Origin of the sequence: Flavobacterium tistrianum, from assembly GCF_003254545.1 — a bacterium.
GTDB classification, from domain to species: Bacteria; Bacteroidota; Bacteroidia; order Flavobacteriales; family Flavobacteriaceae; genus Flavobacterium; species Flavobacterium tistrianum.
Genome location: NZ_QJRH01000068.1, coordinates 1 through 17,829, shown reverse-complemented (window position 1 = coordinate 17,829; position 17,829 = coordinate 1). Strand labels below are relative to the sequence as shown.

Sequence of the window (17,829 nt, the reverse complement as noted above, 5' to 3'; positions counted from 1 at the left end):
TCCTCAATCTGCAAAATCTGCGAGAAACCTTTCGCGAACTTTGCGTAAACCTTTGCGTCTTTGCGGTTAAAAAACTTTCACTATTTTTGAAATCAAATACAATTGTTTCAGAATCCATGCAGAAATTTATCACTTTAATTACATTTCTTTTCATTTTCACAATAAGTTCAGCTCAAACTAAATTTGGAAATCCAGAAGTTGATCCTATTCAAATTCAAAAAACATATACAGATTGGTCTGCTTATCAAAGTAAAAAAATCATGCTTTCTAGAGATTTTACAGCTTTGGATGCTGCTTCGAAAGAGATCTCAAAAGAAGTTTTTCTAGATAAATTAGCAAACGAAAACTACATTCCAATAAGATTAAAATCTGAAGCGAATATTTATGTTTATAAACTTTTCAAAATTCAGCCAAAAACCGATACAAGTATAAAAGCGACAATTAACCAAATCAGTTTTGATGCTTATAAAAACTATAAAATGGAAGGAACCGCTTTTCCACAATTCTCCTTTAAAGATTTAAACGGAAATCTGGTAACCAACGAATCCATGAAAGGAAAAATCATTGTGATTAAGTGCTGGTACATTCACTGCACACCATGCATTAGAGAATTTCCGCAAGTCAACAAATTAGTCGAAGAATACAAAGACCGAAACGATATTGTCTTTATGAGTTTAGCCGAAGATTCAGCAGAACAATTAAAAACATTTTTGGCTAGAAAACCACTTTCGTATTCTGTAATTCCCGATATGAAAATCTATATGAATGAATCGTTGCAATTGAATTCATTCCCAACACATTTTATTATAAACAAAAAAGGAATGATTGCGAAAGTGCTTCCAAATTTTGAGAGTTTGGAAGTGGCTTTAGCGAAAGAAAGTAAGCTATAATTGAATCTCGCAAAGTCGTGAAGGCGCAAAGTTTTTTAAGCAAAGTAACCGCATTTTTGTCATTTCGACGAAGGAGAAATCTCCGCAAGTAGCTCCGCAACAATAAGCCAATCTTTGTAGAGTTTCTCGCGGAGATTTCTCCTTCGTCGAAATGACAAGATTGTGTAATAACACTTCATGATTGCATTTGTAATACTTTGGATGAAACAAAACTTTGCGTCTTCGCGACTTTGCGAGAAAATATTCACGCAAAGAAAAAAACCTTAGCACCTTAGCATCTTTGCAACTTAGAACCTTTTTCCGTACTTTTGCACCAAATTAATTAAAAAGACATTCATGTTAACAGTCAATAATTTATCAGTTCAGTTTGGTAAAAGAGTTTTATTTGATGAAGTAAATACAACTTTCACTCATGGAAATATTTACGGAGTTATCGGAGCAAATGGTGCAGGAAAATCTACTTTCTTAAAAGTAATTTCGGGTGATATCGACCCAACTTCTGGACATATTCATTTGGAGCCAGGAAAACGTATGTCGGTTTTAAACCAGAACCACAACATGTTCGACGAACACACTGTTTTGGAAACCGTTTTAATGGGAAATAAAGTTCTATACGCTGTTAAAAAAGAAATGGATGAGCTTTATTTAGATTATAATGATGCTAATGCAGACAGAATAGGGGAGTTACAAGTTCAGTTTGAAGAAATGAACGGATGGAACGCCGATTCTGATGCAGCTGCGATGTTATCTAACTTAGGAATCACAGAAGCAGATCATTATACTTTAATGGCAGATATGGAAGGAAAAATGAAAGTACGTGTGCTTTTGGCGCAGGCACTTTTCGGAAATCCTGACTTGCTAATTATGGATGAGCCTACCAACGATTTGGATTTCGAGACAATCGCTTGGTTGGAAAACTTCTTGGCAAATTACGAAAACACTGTAATTGTAGTATCTCACGACCGTCACTTTTTGGATGCGGTTTGTACACATATTTCTGATATTGATTTCGGAAAAATCAATCACTACTCAGGAAACTATACGTTTTGGTACGAGTCTAGCCAATTAGCGGCAAAACAGCGTGCACAGCAAAACAAAAAAGCAGAAGAGAAGAAACAAGAACTTGAAGAATTTATTCGTCGTTTTAGTGCAAACGTGGCGAAATCGAAACAAGCAACTTCTCGTAAAAAAATGATTTCGAAATTGAACATTGCCGAAATCAAACCATCTAGCCGTCGTTATCCTGCGATTATTTTTGATCAAGATCGTGAAGCTGGAGATCAGATTTTGAATGTACAAAACTTATCTGCTTCTGTAGATGGTGAAGTTTTGTTTAAAGATGTTGATTTGAATATGGCAAAAGGCGATAAAATCGTTCTTTTCTCTAAAGATTCACGTGCAACAACTGCTTTCTACGAAATCTTAAACGGTGAACAAAAAGCAGATTCTGGAACTTTCGATTGGGGAATTACAACCAACCAAGCGTATTTGCCAGCTGAAAACCATAAATATTTCGAAAACGATTTGACTTTAGTAGACTGGCTACGCCAATATGCTAAAACAGAAGAAGAGCGTGATGAGGTATTCATTAGAGGTTTCTTAGGAAAAATGATTTTCTCTGGTGAAGAAGCTTTAAAAACGTCTAGAGTTTTATCTGGAGGAGAAAAAGTGCGTTGTATGCTTTCTAGAATGATGATGGAGCGTGCTAACGTTTTAATGCTAGATGAGCCAACAAACCACTTAGATTTGGAGTCTATTACAGCTTTCAATAACTCATTGAAAAACTTTAAAGGTTCTGTAATCTTCACAACGCATGACCACGAGTTCGCGCAAACTGTTGGTAACAGAATCGTAGAATTGACACCAAACGGAGTAATTGACCGTTACATGACATTTGATGAATATCTTGATGATGATAAAATTCAAGAACAAAGAAAGAAGATGTACAATCTTTAATCTTTTATAAATTACAATATTTAAAATCCCAAATTCCAATTTTTGTGAATTTGGGATTTTCTATTTTATACCTTTCACGCATAGTTTGTCATTTCGAGCGTAGGGAGAAATCTTCGCAAGTAGCTCGACAAAGATTTGACTTTGTTTTAAATGATAAAAAAATCCCAAACTCCAAGTTTTAAATTGGAATTTGGGATTTTTATTTGTTTATTTTACCACTATTTGCTTCCGAACATTTTTGCAAAAATCCAGATAATAATCGCAATTATAAAAATTACGATAAAGATCCCGAATCCCATTCCGGCTTTAAAAATGTCTCCAATAACTTCGCAGCTTGTAAATGAAAACAGTATTACAAATACCATTAACAATCTTAGTATTTTATTTTGCATGACTTCTGGTGTTTTAAATTGATACTTAAAATTACTTCACGAATCATGAAAATGTGTTATAGAATTTTTTGGAAATGTTTTAGGATTTGGATTCGTTTCTATTTACTTTCCTGGTGACGAAATAATTTGAGAATTAATTGAAGCTGATTCATTATTTTTTTGTTTGTCAGAAGATTTAAATGAAAAGACCAAATATGATATTAACCATAAAGCAATAATAAAGAACCTATAGATTTTTTTTCCAGAATAGACTTCTGCTGCAAAAAGTTCATGCAAAATCATTACAATTATAAGAACTATAACTAAGAATATTTCAATTTTTCCATAGTACGTAAATAAATTAAATAGACATACAATGAATAAAGGTTGAATTGCTTGTTCAATTAAATAATTAAAAAGGTTAATTCTTTTATACTGGATTGTATCATCTAAATAAGCATCAATATCTCCATATCTTTCAGAGTTTTCAGCAAGTAACTCTTTTTTTTTGTTTATTCTTAAAAGCTCTCTTTTAGAAAAGGTAATGATAGATGGAAGAATAACAGAAAATATGCCTCCTAAGAATAAAAAGAGAATTTCTTCATTATAATATAACATATTAATAGCGGTTTTTTATCCAATTGGTTAAACGTTGATCGCGTTCAAATAAAATACGTTTCCATAACTCGTGAGTTTTTTCTCCTTTTTCATCACCGACGGTTTTAAATTCTTCTTTTCCTATTCCAGGTTTTGTTAATGGGATATAATAAGAGTTGTAATTTTGCCCTTGGCTTGTAATCGTGATTTTGGCTAGAAGATTTAAATCAATTAATCTATTTATAAAATGATGATATTTTTTATCGTCGTATTTTTTGTCAATGAAATAAATATCTTTCTGAGGTTCTATTTTATTGGTTAAATCAACTAAAAATTGGTTATAAATTAGACTCTCTATGCGTTGATCATAAGGACTTTTAAATAATAAATCTAGCCATCCATAAATTAGAAAAACCGATTTTATTAATTCAATTTCTATTACGCCATTAAATGGGATCAATTTAAATGATTCTGATTCAATAATATATTTTGAAACAGTTGGAATTATTTCATTCTCTCTTTTGCCTTTAATCTCATTACCTAAAATATATAAATCTTTAGAAGAAGTTAAGTGGAATGTTTTGTTATCTAGACAAAAAATCACTTTGTTTTTTTCTTCTAGCAAATCGAGATCACCACTTAATCTTAGATTAATGGTTTTAACCTCCTTTGTAAAAAAGTAGCTTTTACGATTTGCTATGATATCTATTATAACCATTAGTTATTTTATTAAAAACCGAAGATAAGATAAGATTTTTAAAATGCAAAACAGAATTAACTGCTCAGTTGCTAGTTTGTAAAACTTGTAAAAATATTTCCGACCCCAACACCCCAACAAATAAAATCAGATTCCGTATATTTGCGCAACCAAACATTACAATCACTTATGAGTCAAAAAGTATTACTTAATTCGAAAGAAGTTACTATCATACTCCATCGTTTGGCTTGTCAGTTAATCGAAAAACATCTTGATTTCTCTGAAACTATTTTAGTTGGAATTCAGCCAAGAGGTGTTTTTTTAGCTGAACGTTTAAAACAAATATTAGAAAACGAATACAAGGTTCCTGAAATTTCTTTAGGATATCTTGACATCACTTTTTTTAGAGATGATTTCCGTCGTACTGATAAACCGCTTGAAGCCAATAAGACACAAATCAATTTTATAGTCGAAGACAAAAAAGTCATTTTTATCGATGATGTTTTGTTTACAGGAAGAAGCATTCGTTCTGCCTTAACCGCCATTCAATCTTTTGGAAGACCTTCAGAGATTGAATTATTGGTTTTAATTGACAGACGTTTCAGCCGTCATTTACCAATTCAACCCGATTATAGAGGTCGTCAGGTAGATGCTATTAATGGTGAAAAAGTAATTGTAAGCTGGAAAGAAAATGATGGTGAAGATGTTGTTCACTTAGTGACAAATTAAATTTGGTTAATCGTTTAATCGGTTAATTGTTTAATCGATTTATTTCGATTACTAAATTAAAAATTATAAAATAGGTTAACCGTTAAATCGTTTAGCTCTTTAATCGCAAAGCAAACGATTAAACGATTCAACAAATAAACAATTAAACAAAAAAGATGAAAGAATTAAGCGTAGATCATTTATTAGGAATCAAATATATCAACGAGAATGATATTAACCTGATTTTTGAAACGGCAGATCATTTTAAAGAAGTCATTAATAGACCGATTAAAAAAGTTCCTTCATTACGAGATATTACCATTGCCAATATTTTCTTCGAAAACAGTACCAGAACCAAACTCTCTTTTGAATTAGCGCAGAAACGTTTATCTGCTGATGTGATTAGTTTTTCTGCAGCTCAGTCATCGGTTAAAAAAGGAGAGACCTTGATTGATACTGTAAACAATATCCTTTCGATGAAAGTGGATATGGTTGTAATGCGCCACTCTAATCCCGGAGCGGCTTATTTTTTATCTAAAAATGTCAAAGCAAGTATTGTAAACGCTGGAGACGGAGCGCACGAACATCCAACTCAGGCTTTATTAGACAGTTATTCTATCAGAGAAAAATTGGGTGATGTTGCTGGTAAAAAAGTAGTTATTGTAGGCGATATTCTGCATTCGAGAGTTGCCTTGTCTAACATATATGCTTTGCAGATGCAAGGCGCTGAAGTAAAAGTTTGCGGACCAAAAACATTGATTCCGAGATATATTGAATCGCTTGGTGTTACGGTTGAACCGAATTTAAGAAAAGCTTTAGAATGGTGCGACGTAGCGAATATGCTTCGTGTACAAAACGAACGTATGGATGTGAATTTCTTTCCATCAACACGTGAGTACGCACAGCAATACGGAGTAGATAAACCGCTTTTGGATTCGCTTGGAAAAGAAATCGTAATCATGCACCCAGGACCAATCAACAGAGGAGTAGAGATTACTTCTGAAGTGGCTGATTCTGATCATTCGGTAATCTTGAATCAGGTTGAGAATGGTGTAGCGATTAGAATGGCGGTTATTTATCTGTTGGCTTCTAAGATTCAGCAATAATTTTGTTTCTGGTTTAAAATTTAACCGCAAAGTTCGCAAAGAGCTACGCGAGGTTCGCAAAGCTTTGTTTTTTATTGTGTACTTTGCGAAAAAACCTTGCGAACTTTGCGGTTAAGCTCACAAAGTTTGGCAACATAAATTTGAAACGTGAAACAACAAAAAAACTTAGTAAATTAGCCTAAACAAATATAAGCCCCTCAAAAATATAAAATGAAAGTAGATCAAAAAGGACATACTGTTACGATTAAAGATACGCAAGGAGATGTAAATGCTTTCTTGGAAAAAGTAACGCAACAATTTAAAACCTTTGAAAAACAAAATATTATAATCGATTTATCATCAGATTCTAATATTTCAGAAAATGATTTAAAAGCTTTTTTACCGCTTTCTAAAGTTCAGAAAAAAGCAAAAAAATCGTTTGTAATTGTAGCAACTGACCTTGATTTTAATGCTATTTCGGATAAATTGGTTGTAGTGCCTTCTCTTCTAGAAGCTCACGATATTATCGAAATGGAAGAAATCGAAAGAGACCTAGGATTTTAGATTTTAGAGTTCTGATTTTAGAATTTAGATTTTTTTAATACTAAATCTAAAATAGTTTGTCAATTTAAAATCTACAATCTGCAATCTAAAATCAAAAATGAAATTAACTATACTTGGCTGTTATGCCGCAACTCCCAGAACGCTTACTAATCCGACTTCGCAGGTTTTAGACATTAAAAACAGATTATTTTTAATTGACTGTGGCGAAGGAACTCAAGTGCAGCTTCGAAAAAACAAGATTAAATTCTCTAAAATTAATCACATTTTTATCTCACATCTTCATGGAGATCATTTGTTTGGATTAATAGGAACTATTTCGACTTTTTCGCTTTTAGGCAGAACTACAGATTTGCATATCTATGGACCTAAAGGAATTAAAGAATTGATTTTAATTCAATTAAAATTGACTGAATCTTGGACAACCTATTCTTTGTTTTTTCACGAATTAGAATCGAAAGAAAGTGAAGTTATATTTGAAGATAAGAAGGTCATTGTAAAAACAATTCCGCTAAAGCATCGTGTTTATACGAATGGTTATCTTTTTCAGGAAAAACCAGATGAGAGAAAATTAGATGTCGAGGCTGTTCAGCGCTATAACATTCATGTTGCTTATTATCAGAAAATAAAAAATGGTGGACACATTACGCTTGACGATGGTACTTTAATTGAAAACGAAAAACTTACTTTTGATCCACCACCAGCAAAAAGTTATGCCTTTTGTTCGGATACAGTTTATAACGAAGAGATAATTCCAGTTATTCAGAACACCGATATTTTGTATCACGAATCTACGTTTTTAGAATCTGAAGCAAGACTAGCAGAAAAAACACTGCATTCGACAGCAAAAGAAGCGGCAAATATTGCTTTAAAGGCAAATGTAAAACAGCTTATTTTAGGTCATTATTCAACTCGTTATGATGGTTTGGAGCCTTTTAAAAAAGAAGCGCAAGAAGTTTTTCCAAATGTGCTTTTGGCAGATGATGGGGTGAGTTTTGAGTTTTAAAAAAGATGCTAAGATTCTAAGATGTTATCCCGATAGCTATCGGGACTAAGTTTTCTTGAAACTTGAAACTAGAAACAAAATAAACTAAAATCAAAAACTATGAACGATTTAAGTAATTATAGAAAATCTTACGAGAAAAGTGAATTACTGGAAACGAATATTCCAGAAGATCCTATTAATCTTTTTAACCGATGGTTTCATGAAGTGGAAGATTTTGGCGGAAGCGGGGAGGTAAATGCCATGACGGTTTCTACAATTGGATTGGATGGTTTTCCTAAATCTCGTGTGGTTTTATTGAAGAAATTCTCAGAAGAAGGGTTTATATTTTATACCAATTACAATTCGGAAAAAGGAAAAGCGATTGAAGCAAACCCAAACATTTGTCTGTCTTTTTTTTGGCAGGAAATGGAACGCCAAGTTATCATAAAGGGAATTGCTCAGAAAACATCTGAAATTATATCCGACAATTATTTTGATTCTCGTCCTGATGGAAGTAAGCTAGGAGCCATAGTTTCTCATCAAAGTGAAGTGATTCCGTCAAGAACATTTTTAGAAGAAAACTTAAAAAAGCTTGAAGCCGAATTTGACGGAAAACCAATTCCTAGACCTGAAAACTGGGGCGGTTATATTGTAACTCCGCTGCAAGTTGAATTCTGGCAAGGAAGACCAAATAGACTTCATGATAGAATTCGATACACAAGTCAATCAGATTTTTCTTGGAAGATTGAAAGGCTATCTTCGTAAAAGTATTTTTACGTAGGAATTTTATATTTAAAATATAAAAATAAGTGCATTTCATCGATTATTTTTGCACTTTAACGGTAAATTGAATACGTTTGGAATACAATAAAGCAAACGATATTTATACAAAGATAAATTTAAAGGATTTGCCCCAACATTTACTTTAAACCGCTAAAATGCTGATGATTATGAAAAAGATTACGCGCACCATGTTGTTCATTGCGATTTTGTTCGCAATGAACGCATGTTCTGCTGATTCTGCCGAAGCAAGCTTGGACACTGCTACTCCAACAGAAACGCTTGTTGCCAATTACACATACAACGATACCGAAATAGAAACGATGAGACTGATAAACGAATACCGTATGAGTATTGGTTTGAATTCCTTGGAAAGAGTTAATCATATATCATTTAAATGCGAAGAGCATAATAAATATATGATTGCGAATAATGTTGTGGATCATAATGATTTTGTGGCAAGATCAAGTAATATGACTAGTGTATTGGGTGCAAAGAAAGTAGGGGAGAATGTTGCCTACAATTATAAAACTCCCGAGGCGGCTTTAAAAGCTTGGTTGGATAGTCCAGGGCACAAAGAAAATATTGAAGGAGATTTTACTCATTTTGGATTGTCTGTAACGACAGATCCGGCTACAGGAAAAAAATATTATACTAACATTTTTGTTAAGCTTTAAAGATTTATTGAACAGGTTGGTTTTTTAGAAGTCGTTGTGATTCTTAGGATTGCAACGACTTTTTAAATTAAAAAAAGCTGCCATTTAGGCAGCTTTTTTTGTTATGTCTTTTTTAGATTATAAAGCAGTGATAATAAATTCGCTTCGTCTGTTGGCCTGATGTTCTTCTTCAGTACATGGAACGCCATCAGCGCATTTATTTACAAGTTCTGTTTCGCCGTAGCCTCTTCCGGTCAGACGTTTAGGCGAAACTCCATTTTTAACCAGCCATTGAATAGTTGATTTTGCTCTTCGGTCAGATAAAGCTTCGTTGTATTGGTGAGAAGCTCTACTGTCTGTATGCGAACGGATGTCTAGTTTCATATTAGGATAATCGTTTAGAACGGCCAATATTTTTTCTAGATCCAATGCTGCTTCGGTTCTAATATTTGATTTATCCAAATCGAAATAAATCATTTTAATTCCGAAACATTTTCCTAAATCATCGCCCACAGTAACTTTGCAGGTTGCTTTTTCCAATGCAATTGGCAAGTTTGTTTTACCGCTTGTTTTATCTATAGTTATACTTACTTCTTTTGTTGTGTATTCTGGTTTTTCGGCTCTTACATAATATGTTTTTCCGCATTCTACATCAAAGGAATAAAGTCCAGAACCATCTGCAACAGCAGAGTTTTTTAGATTCATCTGATCGTCATACAAGGTAACTTTTGCTCCAGGGAGGACGGCTCCAGTTTCAGCATCTGTTATGGCACCATATAATTCCTGAACACATCTGAGTCTTCTGGTTTCTAAAAATTTATAGATATCATCAGAACCGTGTCCACCTTCTTTGTTGGAACTGAAAAATCCTCTTCTTGTTTCGGGATCAATAATGTATGCAAAATCATCTTTTGGAGAATTGACATCTGCTCCGACATTCTGGATATTGCTAACTTTTCCGTTATTGTCAATGTTACCCACAAAAACATCCAAGCCTCCTAAACCTGGGTGCCCATCAGATGAAAAATAAATTTCATTTTCGCTGGTAACATATGGAAAAGTCTCTTTTCCTTCGGTATTGATGCTATTTCCGAGATTTTCAGGCGGACCATAACCTCCGTTTGGATTTATGCTTACTTTATACAAATCTGACTCTCCAATAGAACCTGGCATATCAGAAGCAAAATACAGTGTTTTTTCATCTGGGCTAAGTGCTGGATGAGCTGCGCTATAATTATTGCTGTTGAATGGAAGCTCGGTAATGTTGGTCCATTTGTTGTCTTTTCCAAGTTCGGCTTTGTAAAGCTTTATTAAGGTAACTTTGTTTTCGTCTTTTCCTTTTTTCCCATCAAGATAGTTGTTCCTGGTAAAATAAACTGTTTTCCCATCTTTTGTAAAAACAGGAGACGCCTCATGAAATTTGGTATTAATAGCCGATTTAAATTTATTTACTTTTGATGTGCTTCCTGTTGCAGGGTCTAGATCAGCATCATAAATATTTGTAAAATATTCTCCTGTCCATTTGTGTTTGCGCTTAATAAAATTTCCCGTATCTCGAGCTGAAGCAAAATATATTTTATTATTGTAAACGAATGATCCGTAATCGGAGTATTTGCTATTAATGCCGGCGTCTTCTATCTGGTACCTCCCAGAATTTGCTTTAATCTGATCCAAGTAGTTTACATCTTCTTTGTAAAGTTTTCCTCTACTGTCATTTTTGGAGATCGCATTAAACTCATCCAGAAGTTTATTGGCTTTGCCGAGATCACCAGTAGATTTTAAAGATTGCGCATATCTAAAATAGTATTCTGGCTCGACCTTTGTGTTCATTGCAAATAATTCGCCATACCATTTTGCTGCATTTTGAAAATCTGAATTAAAGTAATAGGCATTTCCCAGTTTTTTAAACATGTCCTCAGATTTATAGCCTTTTGCAGCAACTTTTTCATAGGTTTTTATTGCATCAATATAAGCATAGCCATCATATTTTTTGTCTGCATTGTTTATTTTTGACTGCTGTGCATAACTGCTAAATGAAAAAGCACCTATAATTGTAATTAAAAGTAGTGTATAGTTTTTCATGATACCTAATTTTTAGAAGAAACGAGGAGTTGTCATTTTGCCTTTGTTTGAGAAGAATTCATAGCGAAGGAAAATTTCGTGTGATCCTGAATTATAATTGTTTAAGTGTGTGGTTTCTCGGTCATACCCATAACCTAAATAAAGTCCGTCTGTGATCTGAAAACCGACCATAGCACTTAATGAAGCGCTCCATCTGTAAGCTATACCAGCCATAAATTTGTCATAGAACATAAAGTTGGCCGAAAGATCTACTTGAAGTGGTGCGCCCTGAACCATTTTGGCTAAAACAGCAGGTTTAAATTTTACATATTCGTATTTGTCAAGATTGAATACATAACCTCCAATCAAATAATAATTGATTTTGTCTTTATAAATTGCTACGTCATTATTGTCGTAACGATTTGTTTCTATAAAATTTGGAACAGATAAACCAATATACGCTTTATCAGAATGCCAATAAACTCCAGCTCCAACATTTGGACTGAATTTATTATTTAAATCCTGAAATTGCGGATCGCCTTGATCTGCAGGATTTAATTTGTTTACATCTAAATTGAAGATGTTTGCAGTTCCTTTAATACCGAATGATAGTTTAAAATCTGCAGATGTCTGAATTGTGTAGGATAGATCAACTGAGATATTGTTTTCATTTGTAGGGCCAATTTTGTCATTAACTAACGAAGCTCCTATACCGAGTCTGCTATTGTTTAGCGGAGTATTAATTGAGAAACTGCTTGTTTCTGGTGCTCCATCAAGGCCAACCCACTGAGTACGGTAAAGACCAAATACACTAAACGCTCCACGAGAACCTGCATAGGCAGGATTTATGTTTATTGTGTTGTACATATACTGTGTATATTGTGCATCTTGTTGCGAATACCCAGAACATGTAACTAACAGAATGACGAAGAAAAATAATTTTGTTCTCATAGTAGATTTTATTAATTTAATAATTACTATTGACTTTTAAATGTCTGAATTTCAATGTTTTCTATTCAAAATTAATCAAAAATGTTGTATGTTTTTAAATACGCTGTAAAAATGTATTTACAGCGTATTTTAACTATTTGGATAAATATAAGTATCCGTCTAATTTATGATTTTGAATATTGTTGTTTCCATCCAGAGATTTATAGTTAATAATGTAAAAATAAGTTCCAGTTGGTAGTCCGTCAGATTGCTTAACAGTTGTTCTTCCTCTTGAAGTTCCATCAAAAGCATTCGTTGTATTATTGTAGTTTGTAGTTTCAAAAACTAAAACTCCCCAGCGGTTATATATTTCGACAGTATTGCCAGGATAACAAGTTGTGTCATCGATGTTGTCAATTTTGAAGAAATCGTTTATGTTATCACCATTTGGAGAAAAAGCATTATGCACTAAGACATTACCACAAGCTAGGACTTTACAATCATCATTGATTTCCATGTTTAAAACTATGCTTCTCGGACATTTTTCGTCAGCTATTATATATTCAAAAGCATAATTGCCTAATGCTAAACCAAACGGATTAAGAACACTTCCCTGAAGCGCATTAGTATTGTTTCTATCCTGCCAAACTCCAGTCAATGGACTTCCTTGAGGAAGCAGGCTGTTTAAGTTAACTAATGTCGAATCATCAGTACATGCTGTGCCACTTACTTCTACAACACCATTTGGAATTACCGTAATAGTAACAGTTGCAGAATCACAATTTTGAGAACTTAATTTGTCGCAGATTGTATAGCTGTAAACATAAGTGCCAGCAGGTGTCAGGCTTGATACATTTACATTTCCAGAAGCGTCAACAGTGATATTTGGATCTGTTTTTGTATTATTTCCTTCAGTGACAAGATTAAAGTTTACTAATTCTATTGTCGCAGGAGTTTTTCCTTTTAAATCATTGCTTAATATATTACCTACCAATCCAAAAGTGTTACAGCCTATATTGTTATATATATCGTCATTTGCAATTACTGGCGAGATTACAGTAACAGTTACTATAGCAGTATCACAGTTTCCAAAGTCGGCTTTTTCACAAATTTGGTAAGTCAATGTATAAGTTCCTCCTTGTGTATTTGCAGCGACATTTATAGTTCCGTCAGGTGCTATCGTTATTGATCCTGTTGGGTCGGCAACACTTGTTGTTAATGTTACATCATTGATGTTTACCGCAGAACCGTTTAATGTGTCATTTGTTAATACATTTCCTAGAGTAGTTTGTCCTGAATTTCCTATTATTGGTGCAGGATTGTCATCATTTGCTACTATAGCAAATGTTGGTCTTGCAGTACAGAACGGATCTGCTGGAGGATAGTTAAGCGTAATAGTTTCGCTAGGATTTACTGATATTGTTACATTTGCCGTTGGACGTAATTTTTCAAATCCATCAGCTGCTTCAATCCATCTATTATTTTCAAAAATCCATCCTGGCCAATCAATTCCTTTACCTTGGTCATCTACTACTGCACCAGGCCATAGCACACGCCCGCTTAATGGCAGATCGGTCATTGTGCTTACTACGTTATTATTACTATCTTTCCAAGCAATAGTTACACCGTTTATAGGAGTGAAGTTTACTGGTGTTACGACATAGTCAACGTAAGGAACGTCATTTACACATATCGATGTTGCAGTAACAGTCATTACTGGAGCTTCTATTGTAATGGTAACAGTTGCAGTATCGCAGTTATCTGTCTGATCGGCTTCGCAGATTTGATAAACCATTGTTAATGTTCCTACTGGAGCATTTGGCAGTACATCAACTGAACCATCAGCATTTAATTGTAAAAACTCGTTTGGTGTTACAGTTGTTATGATTACATCAGATGGAGTTATAGCATTTCCTTCTAAAGTATCATTTGGCAATACATTTAATACATTAGTAGTAGTATGGTTTACACCAGCAATCGGACCAGCACTATCATCATTAGCCACAATGTCTTTGTATTCTTTACAGCTTACGCCAAAATCCAGATCTAAATGAACTAAATCTTCTGGTGTAACTGTTACGACATAGCCAGCATCTGTAGTTGTTTTACATACTGTGTGCAATTGCGCTTTACTTGTTTTACCTGAAATGTTTTTAGCAGATACAGAAGGAAGCACTTTTACTAAACCAGTAAATCCTAAGTTTGCTGCCACAGTGTCAAAATTAGCATCTCTTACCAATTTTACTGTATATTGTCCGTAAGGATTTGCTGTTTCTGGACGGTTTCTCCAGAATCCTTCAATTCCTACAATAACATCAGCATGGTATCCATTTGGACCATCAACAATTACATTAGCACTAAGCGCGTTTCCAAAGCCTCCCGCATTTAATTCCCCAACATTTTGTGGGCCAGCGTAGCTTCCGTCTCCGTTAAGATCTATCCATTCCCATTGGCTATAGTCAATAGCTCCATTTGAATCTGGAATGTTTTTAGTAACCACGCCATCGTTATTGGCGTCGTACCATTCATCTTGAATTCCATTGCTATTAGTGTCATACCAAACATAATCTCCAAGAACAGGAAGTTTTGAAGCTCCATATTCGAAGTTATGAACTTGGAAGGCACATTCATTAAGAGTCGTAAAGAATAAACTTGAATTAATAGGGTATAATTGATATGCACTATTTAAATTCGCATCTTGTACTTGTACCAAATAACTTCCAGCAGGCATTCCTGTGAAATTGTACATACCGTCTGCACCTGTGATACGCATTTGTATTGGTCCTGTAGTTGTTCCCTGAGGAATCAATGTTACAGGTACATTTGCAAGAGGAGTATTTGTATCTACATTTATTACTTGTCCAGATACTTTAACTCTATAATTTGGTTCTGTAATCACCACTGTTGCAGTTGCAGTACAGGTTTCTTTTTCAGTATTTACCGCAGATGTTGCAGTAAGTGTATAGGTTCCAGCTGGTAAATTGGTATTTCCAACTACCTCATTATTTTGATTGGTAATAACGACAGTAGCTCCAGCAGTACTGGTAACTGCAATTGAACCGTCACTTTCTCCTTGGCAGCTTACATTTGTAGCAATACCGTTCACAGAAACTTTATTTTCAACTGTAAAGGTTTGAACTAATTCAGTTTTGTTACCTGCACAGTCTGTTAGAGTATACGTTCTAGTTAAGATGTAAGATTGTCCATTACATCCTGTTCCTCCATTGTTAGCATCACTTACAGTGATATTTACAGTTCCTGAGCAATTGTCTTTGGCATCTTTTATGTCGTCTGGACTTCCTGCTGGAATGTCTGCAGCACTTTGTAGATTAGCAACATCTGCTGCTGCAGTACCTGTTGGAGGTGTAGTATCTCTTACTGTTATAACTTGAGTATAAGAAATTGAATTTCCTCCGCAATCACTTGTAGACCAGTTGCGAGTTAAGGTATATTCTGTACCACATTCGTTTCTAATATCGCTTTTAGTTTCATTGAAAACAATTGGTAAATTTCCACTGCAATTATCAGAGGCTTCCATATTAAATGGTTCTGGAACTGCGTCACAAGAAACTGTAATATCTGCAGGAAGGTTGCCAACGAAAGTTGGTTTTGTAGTATCCTGAATTGTGATTACCTGAGTGAAAGTTTCAGAAGTGTTGCCGCAGTCATCTTTAACTGTCCAAGTATTGGTGTAAGTTCCTGCGTTTGCACAACTTTCAGAGGCAACAAATGATCCGCTTACTTTTTCGATATTTAGAACATCAGCATCGCATAAGTCAGAAGCTGTAGGGAACTGAGCTTGAGCGGCGGCAAGTCCTTCTGTATTACTACACTCTAAAGTCACATCTAGAGAACCAGCAACAGTATTCCAAGTTGGCGCTGTAGTATCCTGAATTGTAATTACTTGAGTAAAAGTTTCAGAAGTATTACCGCAATCGTCTTTCACAGTCCAAGTATTGGTGTAAGTTCCTGCGTTTCCGCATCCTTCAGAAGCAACGAACTGTCCGATTACTTTAGTGATATTTGAAACATCAGCATCGCATAAGTCAGAAGCTGTTGGGAATTGAGCTTGAGCAGCAGCAAGACCTTCAGTATCACTACACTCTAAAGTCACATCGAGAGAACCAGCAACAGTATTCCAAGTTGGCGCTGTAGTATCCTGAATGGTAATTACCTGAGTGAAAGTTTCAGAAGTATTACCGCAATCATCTTTTACAGTCCAAGTGTTGGTGTAAGTTCCCGCGTTTCCGCATCCTTCAGAAGCTACGAACTGTCCGCTTACTTTTGTGATGTTTAAAACATCAGCATCACATAGATCTGAAGCTACAGGAATCTGAGCTTGGGCAGCTGCAAGACCTTCTGTGTCATTGCATTCTAAAGTTACATTTAAAGCTGTAGGAGCAGTAGTCCAAGTTGGCGCTGTAGTATCCTGAATGGTTATCACCTGAGTGAAAGTTTCAGAAGTATTACCGCAATCATCTTTTACAGTCCAAGTATTGGTGTAAGTTCCCGCGTTTCCGCATCCTTCAGAAGCTATAAACTGTCCGCTTACTTTTGTGATGTTTAGAACATCAGCATCGCAAAGGTCAGAAGCTACTGGGATTTGAGCCTGAGCTGTTGCAAGTCCAGACGTGTCACTGCATTCTAAAGTCACATCTAAGGCTGTTGGAGCAGCTGTCCAAGTTGGAGCAGTTGTATCCTGAATGGTTATCACCTGAGTGAAAGTATCGGATGTGTTGCCACAGTCATCTTTTACAGTCCAAGTGTTGGTGTATGTTCCTGCATTTCCGCATCCTTCAGTTGCAACAAACTGTCCGCTTACTTTTGTGATGTTTAAAACATCAGCATCACATAAATCTGAAGCTACTGGGATTTGAGCCTGAGCAGCAGCAAGTCCACTTGTATCACTGCATTCTAAAGTCACATTTAAGGCTGTTGGAGCAGTTGTCCAAGTAGGAGCAGTTGTATCTTGAATTGTGATTACTTGAGTGAAAGTATCAGAAGTATTTCCGCAGTCATCTTTTACAGTCCAAGTGTTGGTGTAAGTTCCAGCATTTCCGCATCCTTCAGCTGCAACAAATTGTCCGCTTACTTTAATGATGTTGGTAACATCAGCATCGCATAAATCTGAAGCTGTTGGGAATTGAGCTTGAGCGGTGGCAAGTCCAGATGTATCACTACATTCTAAAGTAACATTCAAAGCTGTTGGAGCAGTTGTCCAAGTTGGCGCTGTAGTATCCTGAATTGTGATTACTTGAGTGAAAGTATCAGAAGTGTTGCCACAGTCATCTTTTACAGTCCAAGTATTGGTATAAGTTCCTGCATTTCCGCATCCTTGAGAAGCCACAAACTGACCGCTTACTTTAGTGATGTTTGAAACATCAGCATCACATAAATCTGAAGCTGTTGGGATTTGAGCTTGGGCAGCAGCAAGACCTTCTGTGTCATTGCATTCTAAAGTTACATTTAAGGCTGTTGGAGCAGTTGTCCAAGTTGGCGCTGTAGTATCCTGAATTGTGATTACTTGAGTGAAAGTGTCAGAAGTATTTCCG

14 protein-coding genes are annotated in these 17,829 nt (G+C 35.1%); 8 read left to right on the top strand and 6 right to left on the bottom strand.

Translation table 11 applies throughout. The annotated features are described in order from the left end of the window. Nucleotides 1–86: 86 nt before the first annotated feature. Nucleotides 87–890 (top strand): TlpA family protein disulfide reductase, encoded by an 804-nt coding sequence (locus DMB71_RS10615; protein WP_239452957.1) that lies wholly within the window; start codon nt 87–89, stop codon nt 888–890. A 336-nt stretch (nt 891–1,226) separates the two neighbouring features. After that, a complete protein-coding gene (locus DMB71_RS10610) occupies nt 1,227–2,846 on the top strand; it encodes an ABC-F family ATP-binding cassette domain-containing protein (protein ID WP_111365957.1) in 1,620 nt (539 codons plus the stop codon). Between the two features lie 218 nt (nt 2,847–3,064). On the opposite strand, the gene DMB71_RS22085 is transcribed toward DMB71_RS10610, so the two are convergent. The 3 genes from DMB71_RS22085 to DMB71_RS10600 form a co-directional block, all read right to left on the bottom strand. Continuing rightward, nucleotides 3,065–3,238 carry a hypothetical protein gene (locus DMB71_RS22085; protein WP_008468862.1) on the bottom strand — a complete coding sequence of 58 codons (174 nt, stop codon included), beginning with the start codon at nt 3,236–3,238 and terminating at the stop codon, nt 3,065–3,067. A gap of 102 nt (nt 3,239–3,340) precedes the next feature. Then, nucleotides 3,341–3,835 carry a hypothetical protein gene (locus tag DMB71_RS10605; RefSeq protein WP_111365956.1) on the bottom strand — a complete coding sequence of 165 codons (495 nt, stop codon included), beginning with the start codon at nt 3,833–3,835 and terminating at the stop codon, nt 3,341–3,343. 1 nt (nt 3,836) lies between these two features. After that, nucleotides 3,837–4,532 carry a hypothetical protein gene (locus DMB71_RS10600; protein WP_111365954.1) on the bottom strand — a complete coding sequence of 232 codons (696 nt, stop codon included), beginning with the start codon at nt 4,530–4,532 and terminating at the stop codon, nt 3,837–3,839. Between the two features lie 168 nt (nt 4,533–4,700). Here DMB71_RS10600 and pyrR point away from each other — a divergent pair, with 168 nt between their 5' ends. The 6 genes from pyrR to DMB71_RS10570 all read left to right on the top strand — a co-directional run bounded on the left by pyrR (nt 4,701) and on the right by DMB71_RS10570 (nt 9,307). Next, entirely contained in the window at nt 4,701–5,240 is a 540-nt protein-coding gene (gene pyrR, locus DMB71_RS10595; RefSeq protein ID WP_008468864.1) for a bifunctional pyr operon transcriptional regulator/uracil phosphoribosyltransferase PyrR, read from the top strand. A gap of 155 nt (nt 5,241–5,395) precedes the next feature. After that, nucleotides 5,396–6,325 carry an aspartate carbamoyltransferase catalytic subunit gene (locus DMB71_RS10590; RefSeq protein WP_111365953.1) on the top strand — a complete coding sequence of 310 codons (930 nt, stop codon included), beginning with the start codon at nt 5,396–5,398 and terminating at the stop codon, nt 6,323–6,325. Nucleotides 6,326–6,535: 210 nt separating this feature from the next. After that, nucleotides 6,536–6,868 carry a ribonuclease Z gene (locus DMB71_RS10585; protein ID WP_066034102.1) on the top strand — a complete coding sequence of 111 codons (333 nt, stop codon included), beginning with the start codon at nt 6,536–6,538 and terminating at the stop codon, nt 6,866–6,868. A 97-nt stretch (nt 6,869–6,965) separates the two neighbouring features. Further along, nucleotides 6,966–7,871: a ribonuclease Z gene (locus DMB71_RS10580; RefSeq protein ID WP_111365951.1), complete on the top strand. Its 906-nt coding sequence runs from the start codon at nt 6,966–6,968 to the stop codon at nt 7,869–7,871. A gap of 99 nt (nt 7,872–7,970) precedes the next feature. Next, a complete protein-coding gene (pdxH, locus tag DMB71_RS10575) occupies nt 7,971–8,615 on the top strand; it encodes a pyridoxamine 5'-phosphate oxidase (RefSeq protein ID WP_111365949.1) in 645 nt (214 codons plus the stop codon). 185 nt (nt 8,616–8,800) lie between these two features. Beyond that, nucleotides 8,801–9,307, top strand: a complete 507-nt coding sequence (locus tag DMB71_RS10570) for a CAP domain-containing protein (protein WP_204251786.1) — start codon at nt 8,801–8,803, stop codon at nt 9,305–9,307. 117 nt (nt 9,308–9,424) lie between these two features. Here DMB71_RS10570 and DMB71_RS10565 read toward each other — a convergent pair whose 3' ends face one another. The 3 genes from DMB71_RS10565 to DMB71_RS10555 form a co-directional block, all read right to left on the bottom strand. Further along, entirely contained in the window at nt 9,425–11,368 is a 1,944-nt protein-coding gene (locus tag DMB71_RS10565; RefSeq protein WP_111365948.1) for an OmpA family protein, read from the bottom strand. Between the two features lie 12 nt (nt 11,369–11,380). Next, nucleotides 11,381–12,298: a PorP/SprF family type IX secretion system membrane protein gene (locus DMB71_RS10560; RefSeq protein WP_111365946.1), complete on the bottom strand. Its 918-nt coding sequence runs from the start codon at nt 12,296–12,298 to the stop codon at nt 11,381–11,383. A 133-nt stretch (nt 12,299–12,431) separates the two neighbouring features. Next, on the bottom strand, nt 12,432–17,829 hold a 5,398-nt coding region (locus DMB71_RS10555; protein ID WP_111365944.1), incomplete at its 5' end, for an HYR-like domain-containing protein.

Coding starts and splice junctions, on each gene's coding strand:
- DMB71_RS10610 (WP_111365957.1), top strand. CDS start 1,227: ATGTTAACAGTCAATAATTTATCAGTTCAGTTTGGTAAAAGAGTTTTA.
- DMB71_RS22085 (WP_008468862.1), bottom strand. CDS start 3,238: ATGCAAAATAAAATACTAAGATTGTTAATGGTATTTGTAATACTGTTT.
- DMB71_RS10605 (WP_111365956.1), bottom strand. CDS start 3,835: ATGTTATATTATAATGAAGAAATTCTCTTTTTATTCTTAGGAGGCATA.
- DMB71_RS10600 (WP_111365954.1), bottom strand. CDS start 4,532: ATGGTTATAATAGATATCATAGCAAATCGTAAAAGCTACTTTTTTACA.
- pyrR (WP_008468864.1), top strand. CDS start 4,701: ATGAGTCAAAAAGTATTACTTAATTCGAAAGAAGTTACTATCATACTC.
- DMB71_RS10590 (WP_111365953.1), top strand. CDS start 5,396: ATGAAAGAATTAAGCGTAGATCATTTATTAGGAATCAAATATATCAAC.
- DMB71_RS10585 (WP_066034102.1), top strand. CDS start 6,536: ATGAAAGTAGATCAAAAAGGACATACTGTTACGATTAAAGATACGCAA.
- DMB71_RS10580 (WP_111365951.1), top strand. CDS start 6,966: ATGAAATTAACTATACTTGGCTGTTATGCCGCAACTCCCAGAACGCTT.
- pdxH (WP_111365949.1), top strand. CDS start 7,971: ATGAACGATTTAAGTAATTATAGAAAATCTTACGAGAAAAGTGAATTA.
- DMB71_RS10570 (WP_204251786.1), top strand. CDS start 8,801: ATGAAAAAGATTACGCGCACCATGTTGTTCATTGCGATTTTGTTCGCA.
- DMB71_RS10565 (WP_111365948.1), bottom strand. CDS start 11,368: ATGAAAAACTATACACTACTTTTAATTACAATTATAGGTGCTTTTTCA.
- DMB71_RS10560 (WP_111365946.1), bottom strand. CDS start 12,298: ATGAGAACAAAATTATTTTTCTTCGTCATTCTGTTAGTTACATGTTCT.